At 77.1% G+C, this 7,194-nt stretch carries 6 protein-coding genes; 3 read left to right on the top strand and 3 right to left on the bottom strand.

Annotated elements, in window-relative coordinates:
- Positions 1 to 924, bottom strand: a 924-nt coding sequence (locus KJP73_RS14550) for an AfsR/SARP family transcriptional regulator (protein ID WP_213283588.1), incomplete at its 3' end; no start/stop codon positions are given.
- Positions 925 to 1,068: 144 nt separating this feature from the next.
- Here KJP73_RS14550 and KJP73_RS14545 point away from each other — a divergent pair.
- Both KJP73_RS14545 and KJP73_RS14540 read left to right on the top strand, forming a co-directional pair.
- Positions 1,069 to 2,367: an amidohydrolase gene (locus KJP73_RS14545; protein ID WP_213283587.1), complete on the top strand. Its 1,299-nt coding sequence runs from the start codon at positions 1,069 to 1,071 to the stop codon at positions 2,365 to 2,367.
- 16 nt (positions 2,368 to 2,383) lie between these two features.
- Positions 2,384 to 3,241 carry a TrmH family RNA methyltransferase gene (locus KJP73_RS14540; protein WP_213283586.1) on the top strand — a complete coding sequence of 286 codons (858 nt, stop codon included), beginning with the start codon at positions 2,384 to 2,386 and terminating at the stop codon, positions 3,239 to 3,241.
- Between the two features lie 125 nt (positions 3,242 to 3,366).
- Here the strand turns inward: KJP73_RS14540 and KJP73_RS14535 are convergent, their stop codons facing one another.
- Together KJP73_RS14535 and KJP73_RS14530 are read right to left on the bottom strand one after the other, a co-directional pair.
- Positions 3,367 to 3,576, bottom strand: coding sequence for a DUF3072 domain-containing protein (locus tag KJP73_RS14535; RefSeq protein WP_213283585.1), 210 nt, complete (start codon positions 3,574 to 3,576; stop codon positions 3,367 to 3,369).
- 59 nt (positions 3,577 to 3,635) lie between these two features.
- Complete coding sequence (locus KJP73_RS14530) at positions 3,636 to 4,802, bottom strand: ROK family transcriptional regulator (RefSeq protein ID WP_249669409.1); 1,167 nt, start codon at positions 4,800 to 4,802, stop codon at positions 3,636 to 3,638.
- Between the two features lie 104 nt (positions 4,803 to 4,906).
- Here KJP73_RS14530 and KJP73_RS14525 point away from each other — a divergent pair, with 104 nt between their 5' ends.
- Positions 4,907 to 7,141: an alpha-galactosidase gene (locus KJP73_RS14525; RefSeq protein ID WP_213283584.1), complete on the top strand. Its 2,235-nt coding sequence runs from the start codon at positions 4,907 to 4,909 to the stop codon at positions 7,139 to 7,141.
- Positions 7,142 to 7,194 lie beyond the last annotated feature (53 nt).

Genomic DNA, 7,194 nt, shown 5'->3' with positions numbered 1-7,194 from the left:
TTGCAGACAGGAGCCGGCATCCGAGATAGGGTAGCGTCTCTTGGGCAGGGAGGTGGGTATAAGAGACAGCCCGTGCGCGTGGCCCGGCGAGCGGTCCGGTGCACGGTCCCTCGGGGCGCGGCCGGCGGACGACGCGGCGGCAGGGTCGCCACCGGTCCCACCGGTCCCACCGGTCCCGCCGCGCACCGGTGCGGCGACCGGCCGCCGGGGACGTCCCGCCGCGAGGGCGGCGGCGTGCGCCGTCTGCAGGTCGTGCGACGGCAGCAGCCCGATCTCGTCGAGCGCGGCCGCGGCCCGCAGGTAGGCCAGCACCGCCTCGCCCGCGCGGCCCTCGGCGGTCCGCGCCCGGACCAGCAGCGCCCACGCCCCCTCGCGGTAGGGGTCGCCGTCGAGCGCCCGCTCGGCCGCCTCGGCCGCTCGTGCCGGGTCCGTGGTGAGCAGTGCCCGGGCCAGCGCCTCGTGCGCGCCTCGTCGTGCGGCCTCCAGCCGCTCGGCCTCGGCCTGGACCTCCGGCAGGTCCGCCTCCGCGCCGAACGCCGGCCCGCGCCAGAGCGCGAGCGCGTCCGTCAGCACGTCGGCGGTCGCACCCCCGGGGAGGCGGTGCCCGGCGTGCACCGCCTGCCGCACCGCCCGGTCGAACCGGTCGGCGTCGAGGTCCTGCGGGTCCAGCCGGTACCCGCCGGGGACGGCCCGCAGGTCCGCGCCGACCAGCGCACGCACGCGCGACGCGTGGCTGTGCAGGGTGTGCTCCGCACTCGGCGGCGGACCGTCCGGCCAGAGCGCGACGATGAGGCGCTCGCGCGGGACCAGTGCCCCGCGGTGCGCCAGCAGGACCGCCAGCAGGGCGCGCTGCCGCGAACCGCGGACGGGTTCGCTCCCGTCAGCGGTCACGAGCTCCACGGGACCCAGGACCCCGTACCGCATGGGCTGATGGTAGGGGCGCGGCGGCCCCCGGCGGCAGGGGGTGACGGCAGCGGGTGGCAGGGGAGTGCGCGCGCCGGGCGGGCCGGGCTCGCGGGGCGGCGGTAGCGTGCCGCCAACCGCCGCACCGAAGGGACGCCACCCCGCATGGCCCTCGACACCACCCCGACCACCGACCGCACCCGCGCCGCCCGGCTGCTCGACGCCGCCGAGCCGCTCGACGCGCGCTGGCTCGCGCTCTACCGCGACCTGCACGCGCACCCGGAGCTGTCCGGGCGGGAGCACCGCACCGCCGCCGCCCTGGCCGGCGAGCTGCGGGCGTCGGGGCTCGAGGTCACCGAGGGCGTCGGCGGCACCGGCGTCGTCGGGGTCCTGCGCAACGGCGACGGCCCGGTGGTGATGCTGCGCGCGGACATGGACGGGCTGCCGGTGCTGGAGGAGTCGGGCGTCCCGTACGCGAGCCGGCACACGGACGTGAACCCGGCGGGGGAGACCGTCCCGACGATGCACGCGTGCGGGCACGACATGCATGTGACGGCCCTCGCCGCGGCGGTCGACGCCCTGGCGGGTGCGCGCGACGCGTGGCGCGGCACGCTGCTCGTCGTCGGTCAGCCGGCGGAGGAGACGGCGAGCGGGGCGAACGCGATGCTCGCCGACGGGCTGTTCACCCGGTTCCCGAAGCCCGACGTGGCGCTCGGGCAGCACGTCGGCCCGCTCCCCGCCGGGGTGGCGAACCACTCCCGCGAGCTGCTGATGGCGGCGGCGTGCACGCTCGACGTGACGATCCACGGCCGCGGCGGGCACGGCTCCCGGCCGTTCGTCACCGTCGACCCGATCCTCACCGCGGCGTACGCGGTCACGCGCCTGCAGGCGATCGTCGCCCGCGAGACCTCGCCCGAGGACCCGTTGGTGGTGACCGTCGGGACCTTCCACGCCGGCACGAAGTCGAACATCATCCCGGACACCGCGACCTTCACCGTCAACCTGCGCGCGCGGTCCGACGCGTCGATGGAGCGGGCGGTCGCGGCCGTCCGGCGGATCGTCGAGGCCGAGGCGGCCGCCGCAGGGTGCCCGCAGCCGCCGACCATCGGGATGCGCGAGAACCCGCCGGCCACGGTCAACACCGCCGAGGTCGTCGACCGGGTGATGGCGGCGCAGGCGGCCGTCATGCCCGAGGGTGCCATCCGGGTCGCCGACCCGCTGATGGGGTCCGAGGACTTCTCGGAGTACGGGCTGCCGCGGGGCCGGTACGAGGGCGACCCGGTGCCGTACGCGTTCTGGTTCTGGGGCGGCATGGACCCCGCCCTGTTCCCCGCCGGCTACACCACCGGTGTGGTGCCGTCGGTCCCGGGCAACCACACGGCGCAGTTCGCGCCGCTCGACGCGCCGACCCTCGCGGCCGGCCGGCGCCTGCTGGTCGCCGCCGCCCTGGAGTTCCTGGGCTGACCGCGTCCGGGGGATGATGGCGGGCGTGCCCGCGCTCGACATCGTCCACCTGACCGACCCCGACGACGAGCGGCTCGCCGACTACGTCTCCCTGACCGACGTCGCGCTGCGCTCGCGGCACGAGCCCGAGAAGGGCCTGTACATCGCCGAGAGCTCCACGGTGCTCGGGCGCGCGCTGGACGCCGGGCACCGTCCCCGGTCGGTGCTCGTCTCGCCGCGGTGGCTGCCGGACCTCACCGCGATGCTCGAGTCCCGCGACCCCGACGGCGAGCCGGTGCGCGTGTACGTCGCCGAGCCGGCCGTGCTGGAGGCCATCACCGGCTTCCACGTGCACCGCGGGGCGCTCGCCGCCATGCACCGGCCGCCGCTGCCGACGGTCGCGTCGGTGCTGGCCGGCGCGCGCGGGGGTGCGGGCGCGCGGCGGGTGGCCGTGCTGGAGGACGTCGTCGACCACACGAACGTCGGCGCGGCGTTCCGGTCCGCCGCGGCGATCGGCGTGGACGCCGTGCTCGTCACGCCGCGCTGCGCGGACCCGCTCTACCGCCGCTCCGTCCGGGTGTCGATGGGCACGGTGTTCCAGGTGCCGTGGACCCGGATCGACCCGTGGCCGTCGGGCGTCGAGGTGCTGCGCGAGGCCGGGTTCGTCACCGCGGCGCTGGCGCTGTCGGACGACTCGATCAGCCTCGACGCGCTGGAGGCAGACCCGCCGGAGCGGCTGGCGCTCGTGCTCGGCGCGGAGGGCGACGGCCTGAAGCCGGCCACCATCGCGGCGGCGGACCTCACGGTGCGGATCCCGATGGCCGGCGGGGTCGACTCGCTCAACGTCGCGGCGGCGGGCGCGGTGGCGTTCTGGGCGACGCGCGTGCGGGACTGACCGTCGTCAGCGTGTCGAACGGGCACGCGGCACGCCGAGCGCGCACTCCGCGGAGTACGCGCTCGGCGCGTCGCTGCCGCGCTCGGGGAGGCCCGGGTGCGCGCCGGGGAGCCCGGCAGGGGGACTCAGGCGCCGCGGCCGGTCTTGCCCTGCAGGCGGTCGATCAGCTCCGAGGCCTGCGCCTTCGTGAGGTCGTCCGGGACCTCCTCGCCGGCCTCGCGGGCCAGCGTGCTCAGGTAGGAGCGCTGCGGGCCGGTCATCGGCTCGTCGCCGGTGGTCCAGTCGGCGGGGTCCTTGGTGGCGTCGGTCGTGGGGTCCGGGGTCTGGTCGGTCATGGCGCCACGCTAGGTCGGGCCCGGGGCGTCCGCACGGCGTGCGTCGCCCGGCCCGCGGCTCAGTCCCCGAGCACGAACCGCCGGATCGCCTCGACGGCTGCGCCCCGCGCCCACTGGCCGAAGTCCGGCGGCTGCACCGCCAGGGCGGGGTCGTGCGCGAGGGGGTCGCGGTCGGCGTGCAGGCCGTCGGCCACGGCGTCCGGTGCGGCCGTGGCCAGGCCGGCGCCCTCGCCGCCGAGGACCACGAGCGGGGACAGCGTGAAGTTCGCGGCCGCGGCGAGCAGCCGACCCAGCGCGCGCCCCGAGTCGCCGACGACGCGCACTGCGGCGGGCTCCCCGGCGGCGGCGAGCCCGAGCACCTCGGCGTAGCCGACCGGCCGTCCGAGCGCGAGCCCGACCTGGGCGGTGATCGACGGCGTGGTGAGCATCGCCGTGGCGCAGCCCCGGTGCCCGAGCGGGCAGACCGGGCCCTGCGGATCGAGCGGGTGGTGCCCGAGCAGGCCGAGGCCCGCGTCGGCGGCGCGCACCGGCCGGCCGTTGGCGACGAGGCCGTAGCCGACGCCGGCGCCGATGGTGACCAGGGCGAACGTGGGCACGCCGCGCCCCTCGCCGAACCAGTGGGTCAGCGCGGTGAGCGCGTCGACGTCGTTGGCCAGCACGACCGGCACGTCGGTGCGGGCGCGCAGCAGGTCGAGGAACGGCACGTCGGACCAGTCGAGGAACGGCGCCCGCACGACGTGGGCGGCGTCCTCGACCCGGGCGCCGATGCTCACGCCGGCACCGGTCACGGGCAGCCCCTGCGCGGTGCCCCAGCCGACGAGCTCCGCGGTGAGGTCGGCGACGGCGCCCGGCCGGTGGTCGGCCAGGGGGCGTTCGGTCGCGGCGACCACCTCGGCGCGGAATGTGACGAGCACGGCGTGCGCACGGTCGCCGGTCAGCTTCACGCCGACGAAGTGGTGCGCGTCGGCGGCGACGTCGAGCGGCTGGGACGGCCGGCCGACGCGCGAGGGGCGGGTGTCCGGGACCTCGACGAGCACGCCGTCGGCGACCAGCGGGCCGGTGAGCCGGGTGACGCTGCCGGGGGAGAGGCCGACCCGGCGCGCGAGCTCGGCGCGGGACACCGGGCCGTGCAGGAGCACCTCGAGGGCCAGCGGGTGGGCAGGACCGCGCGGCACCCACGGCCCGGGCACCGCGGTCGGCGGCGTGGCGTCGGGCTCCCTGGTCACGCGGATATGTTCGCACCCGGAACCAACGCCGCACCAGCACCCGCGCGGACGCCCGGGTACGCCTGCCTTGACGCCCTCGTTAGTTCCGCACTAGAACCTATTCCATGGCCGACGACGACGTCCGATCCGCGACCCCCGACCCGGGCCCCGACCCGGGCCCCGACCCGGGCGCCGACCCCGCCGGCACCGTGCCGCTGCACCTGCGGGCCGGCGGCGTGAGCGTCGTCCTGGACACCGCCGGCGCCCGCCTGCCCCGGGTCCTGCACTGGGGGCCCGACCTGGGCGACCTCGGCGACGCCGAGCTCCGCACCCTGCGCGCGGTCTCCGTCCCCCCGGTGACGTCCGGGACCACCGACGAGCCGGTCGACCTCTCGCTGGTCCCGGAGCAGTCGGCGGGCTGGCTGGGCACCCCCGGCCTGACGGGTCACCGCGACGGCGCCGACTTCTCCACCTGGTTCGCCGTCCGGGAGGTGCGGGTCGTGGCGGACGTCGAGGACGACGGCGTCCCGGTCGCCCACGAGGTGACCGTCGACGCGCGGGACGAGGACGCCGGCCTGGCGCTGCGGTTCGTCCTGCAGGTGATGCCCAGCGGCCTGCTCCGCACCCGCGCGACCGTCACGAGCACCGGGGCGGGCACGTTCACGCTCGGCACGCTGGACCTCGTGCTGCCGCTGCCGGCCGAGGCGGACGAGATCCTCGACTTCACCGGCCGGCACCTGCGCGAGCGCAGCCCGCAGCGCCACCCGCTGGTCGCCGGCACGCACCTGCGGGAGTCGCGCCGGGCACGCAGCCACGACGGGACGCTCCTGCTGACCGCCGGGCGTCGCGGTTTCGGCTTCCGGTCCGGCCAGGTGTGGGGCGTGCACGTCGCGTGGTCCGGGAACACCCGCACGTTCGCGGAGCAGGCGATGCCGTCGGGGCAGCGGCTGATCGGGGCGGGCGAGCTGCTGCTCGCGGGCGAGGTGCGGCTCGCCGCGGGGGAGTCGTACGCGACGCCCTGGGTGTACGCGTCGTACGGCGACGGGCTCGATGCGCTGTCGGCCCGGTTCCACGACTTCCTGCGGTCCCGGCCGCAGCACCCGCGCACGCCGCGCAAGGCGCTGATCAACGTGTGGGAGGCCGTCTACTTCGACCACGACCTCGACCGCCTGACGGCCCTGGCGGACGCGGCGGCCGCGGTGGGCGTCGAGCGGTACGTGCTGGACGACGGCTGGTTCCTGGGCCGCCGCGACGACACGAGGGGCCTGGGCGACTGGGTGGTGGACACCACGGTCTGGCCCGAGGGACTGACGCCCCTCGTCGAGCACGTGCGCGGGCTCGGCATGGAGTTCGGCCTGTGGTTCGAGCCGGAGATGGTGAACCCGGACTCCGAGCTCGCCCGCGCCCACCCCGAGTGGATCCTGCAGACCGGCCGTCGCCTGCCGCCCGAGGCGCGGCACCAGCAGGTGCTCGACCTCGCGCACCCCGGGGCGTGGCAGCACGTGTTCGGGCAGATCGACGCGATCCTGTCGCAGTACGCGATCGGGTACGTGAAGTGGGACCACAACCGCGACCTGGTCGACGCGGGGCACACCACCACCGGCGCCGCGGGGGTGCACGAGCAGACGCGGGCGGCCTACCGGCTGATCGACGCCCTGCGCGCCGCGCACCCGGACGTGGAGTTCGAGTCCTGCTCCGGCGGCGGCGGGCGGGCCGACCTGGGCATCCTGGAGCGCACCGACCGGATCTGGACGTCCGACTGCATCGACGCCCTGGAGCGGCAGGTCATCGAGCAGTGGACGGGGCTGCTGGTGCCGCCGGAGATGCTCGGCTCGCACATCGGGTCGCCGCACTCGCACACCACCGGGCGCCGGCACGACCTGGCGTTCCGCGGCGCCACCGCCCTGTTCGGGCACCTCGGCATCGAGTGGGACCTCACGCGGGCGTCGGAGGCCGAGCGCGCGGAGCTGGCCTCCTGGGTCGCCGCGTACAAGAGGCACCGGGACCTCCTGCACCACGGCCGGTCCATCCGCGCGGACGTCGCGGACCCGGCGCTGCGCGTGCACGGCGTGGTGAGCCACGACGGCGCCGAGGCGGTCATCGCGGTCGTGCAGCTGACCACCGCGGTGTCCTCGCCGCCCGCCGCCGTCCGCGTCCCCGGGCTCGACCCCGACCGCCTGTACGACGTCCGGCCGCTCCCACCGGGCGACGGCAGCACGGGCGCGTACGGCCAGGGCGCGCCGCCGTGGTGGACCCAGGGCGCGCGCCTGTCGGGCCGGTCGCTCGCGGCCGTCGGCGTCCGCGTGCCCGCCCAGTTCCCCGAGCACACCGTGCTGCTGCACCTCACGGCCGCCGGCTGAGACCGGCGGCGGCCCGGCCCGCCGCGAGCGGTTACGGTGGGCCCGGCCGCGCC

It is taken from the genome of Cellulomonas hominis, from assembly GCF_901521055.1.
GTDB lineage: Bacteria > Actinomycetota > Actinomycetes > Actinomycetales > Cellulomonadaceae > Cellulomonas > Cellulomonas endometrii.
Note: the sequence above shows the minus strand (reverse complement) of the source record. Positions and strands in the feature narration are given on the sequence as shown.